Origin of the sequence: Gluconacetobacter sp. (assembly GCF_047721585.1) — a bacterium.
GTDB lineage: Bacteria > Pseudomonadota > Alphaproteobacteria > Acetobacterales > Acetobacteraceae > Gluconacetobacter > Gluconacetobacter dulcium.
Window position 1 is genome coordinate 1 of record NZ_JBDNXE010000216.1, and the last position, 3,550, is coordinate 3,550.

Consider the following 3,550-nt stretch of genomic DNA (forward strand, 5'->3'; position numbering starts at 1 on the left):
GCCCTGCCCCGGCCGCGCGGACAGATGCACCGGCACCTCTCCCCCCGGCTCCACCAGCCCCCGCGCCGCGTCCGGCAGGGCAAAGACGGCATCGACCAGATTCAGCACCGGCGCGGTGGAGCGGAACGAAACCGTCAGCGCCGGCTCCTTCCACGGGCTCCCCGCCTCCTCCACGCGCTGGCGGAACCGCGCCCGCCACAGCCGGAACGCCTCGGGGTCCGCCCCCTGGAAGGAATAGATCGACTGCTTGTAATCCCCCACGGCGAACAGCGTACGCGGCGCCGCATCCGGCTCCCGCGCCCCCGCCCCGGCAAAGAATTCCGCCGTCAGCCCCCCCGCGATCGCCCACTGATCGGGCGAGGTATCCTGCACCTCGTCCAGCAGCAGATGATCGATGCCGCCATCCAGCTTGTACAACACCCAGGCCGCACCAGGATCTTTCAGCAGATCCAGCGTCCGCTCGATCAGATCGTCATAATCGACCAGCCCCTGCCCCCGCTTGCGGTCGCCGTAACGCAGCAGCACCGGCACCGCGACATCCAGCAGCGCCATGCTGGCCCGCAGCAGGGCAATGGCCCGGCATTCCTCGTCCACGGCGATCACGCGCCCGGCCTCGGCCACCAAGGCGTCGCACACCCCCTCATGCTCGGCGTCGAATTTCGCGCTCAGCCCCCCGCGCTTGCGCGGCTCGTTCTCCTTCGTCACCAGCGCCGCGCGCCACACATCCCAGCGCGCCGCCCGCCCGTCCGGCGGCAGCGCCAGCCAGTCGAGCATCCCCACCGCCGTACGCCGCGCGCCGGCCGGCCCGTCCTCCGCCACCACCCGCAGCACAGCGCGCAGATGCGCCTCGTCCGGCGGCACGCAGGCGGCATGGCGCAGCGACTCTTCATCGCGGCTCCGCACCCCCAGCACACGCATCATCGCGGCCTCGACACCGGCACGATCCACCGCCAGCCGCTCGACCACCGGCCGCAACCGCCGCATCTGCGCCTGCAAGCTACCGACCAGCGCGGCGAACGCGCCGACCATCACCTGCCCGGCCAGCAGCGCCACGGCATCGCCGCCCGCGCCGACCACCGCCTCCACGGCCTCGCCCAACGCCATCCGCGCATCGGCATCCTCGACCAGCGTGAAATGCGGGCTGATCGCCGCCTCCACCGGAAAACGCCGCAACAGCGACTGGCAGAAAGCGTGAATGGTGCCGATCCGCATCCCCCCCGGCAGATCGAGCACACGGGCGAACAATTCCCGCGCCGCCCGCCGCGCCGCCTCGCCGGGCGGCACCGACAGCGCCGCCAGTTCGCGGTCCAGTTCCCCGTCAGGCAGCGTCACCCACCGCCCCAGCCGGTTCTGGAGCCGGATCGCCATTTCCGCAGCCGCCGCCTTGGTAAAGGTCAGGCACTGGATGCGCGACGGGTCCGACCCCGGCAGAATCACGCCCTCCGGCCCCACGCGCGGCAGCATCAGCCGCAACAGCCGGTCGATCAGCAGCTTGGTCTTGCCGCTCCCCGCCGAAGCCGAGACGAAAACCGAGGCTTCAGGGTCCGAAGCCTCGGCCTGCCGGGCATTCGCCAGCCCGATCGCATCGCGCGAGGTCACGTTCATGGCGCGGCCTCGTCGCGCGCGGCACTCCACTCCGCCACCCGCGCCAGCCGCGCATAATCGGCAAAACGCGGGCTCTCGCCGGGGTGCGGATGCGACAGATAAGGCTGGTCCGGATCGTCATACATCGCAATCAGCCCCCGCAGGCTCTCCCACGCGCCCTCGATCAGCGCGGCCAGCGCGTCCCCCTCGGCCAGCGGCAGGATCTTCCCGGCCTCGGCCCCGCCGGTCAGCCGCCAATAGGCCAGTTCGCGCGCCGGCCCCGCCAGTTCCGGCCCGAAGGCCCCGCGTTCGGCCATCGCCGCCTCCAGCACCAGTTGCGACGACCACCCCGCCACCACCGTCTTGCGGTTCGGCAACGTCCCGGTCTTGTAGTCGATCAGCACCAGCGCCCCCGCCGCGTCGCGGTCGATCCGGTCGGCCCGCCCGCGCAGCAGAAACGGCCCGCCCGGCAGGTCGTTCAGCGTCGCCTTGCCGCTCTGCTCGGTGCGCGTCAGCACGATCGGCGCCCCCTCGCCGGCCGCCCGCGCGGCCTCGGTGGCGATCACCCAGGATGCAATCCGCTCCAGTCGCGGCGCCCACCACGCCGCCAGCGCCGGCCTCAGCCGCGCCTCGGCCAGCGCCTCGGCAAACAGCGCCCGCAACCCGGCCTCGTCCGCCCGCTCTCCCGCCGGCTGGCGGCACCAGCGATCCAGCGCCGCATGCACGATGGTGCCGTAATCGGCCGCGTCCGCCGGCTCCTCGATCTCCTTCAGCCGCCGCAAGCCCAGAATATGCCGCGCATGAATCGCATACGGGTCGCGCATCCAGGTCTCGATCTCGGTAATCGTCAACCGGCGCGGCCGCCAGTCCACCGGCGGGCAGGGCCGGGGCGGCGCCACCGGGCGCGGCGCCTCCACCGGCCGGTCCAGCCGTCCCAGCCACGCCAGGGCCGGATGCGCCGGCACCGCCTGCCCCCGCCCGGCGAGAAACGCATCCAGCCGCACCAGCCACCGCGCCGGCACGGTCGGCGCCCCGTCCCGCCGACCGGGCACCGACAGCACGACCTCCCCCGCCGCACACCCACAGGCCACGAAATCATGCGCCGCCTGCCCGATCGCCCGCTCGGGCGAAGGCAGGCCGACCCGCGCCCGCATCGGCCGGCTCATCCACGGCCCCGGATCGGTCGCCGGCGGCCACACGCCTTCCACCAGCCCACCCAGCACCATGGTCTCGACCGACTGCAACCGCGCTTCCATCAGGCCCCAGATAAAGATGCGCGGATGCAGCACATTCTCGCTCCGCCCCCGCAACCCGCGCCGCGAGCGCACGGACAGCCCGCCCATCGAAGCGGTCAGCACCCCGTCCAGCACCCACCCCGGCTGCGCCGGCAGCACGTCGCAGAACGCCACCATCCCCGCCAGATGCTGCCCCAGCGCGTTGCCGTCCTCGCCCGCCCACAACCGGTCGGCGCCCGATTTCTCGTCCGTCGCGGCCAGCGCCTCCGCCGCCGCGATCAACCCGGTCAGCAGGTCGCCCACCGGCCGGCTCTCCGCCGCCCCAAACCCCAGCACCGGCGCCAGACACCGCTCCAGCCGATCGACGAACCCCGCCAGATCCTCCGGCGCATCCGGCCGATCCGCCAGCGCGCCATGGGCGTCATCCCGCGCCGCCGCCAACCGGTCGCGCAACCCCGCGAATCCCGGCCGAGGCGCCGGCCCCCGCAGCAACGCCCGCTCCAGCAACCGCGCCGAGGCACGGCACGCCCCCGGCGCCAGCCCGCAGGCCGCCAGCGGATGTTTCAGCAGCGACAGCAGCGCCACCGGCGACAACCCGCCGGAAGCCGCCCGCGCCAGCAGCCGCAGGAACACGGCCGGCGGCGTCGCATGCAGCGGCTCGCCCGCGCTGTCATCCGCCACCACGCCCCAGCGCGCCAGTTCCACCGCCACCCGCCCGGCCAGCCCCCGAT

Annotated in this window: 2 protein-coding genes; both read right to left on the reverse strand. The window is 73.5% G+C overall.

All coding sequences use genetic code 11. The features are described 5' to 3' along the window. Window positions 1–1,605 (reverse strand): UvrD-helicase domain-containing protein (locus tag ABF821_RS20315; RefSeq protein ID WP_415531389.1); only part of this gene is annotated, 1,605 nt, incomplete at its 3' end. Further along, window positions 1,602–3,550: double-strand break repair protein AddB (addB, locus tag ABF821_RS20320; RefSeq protein WP_415531390.1), on the reverse strand; the 1,949-nt coding region annotated here is incomplete at its 5' end. The genes ABF821_RS20315 and addB, both read right to left, overlap by 4 nt.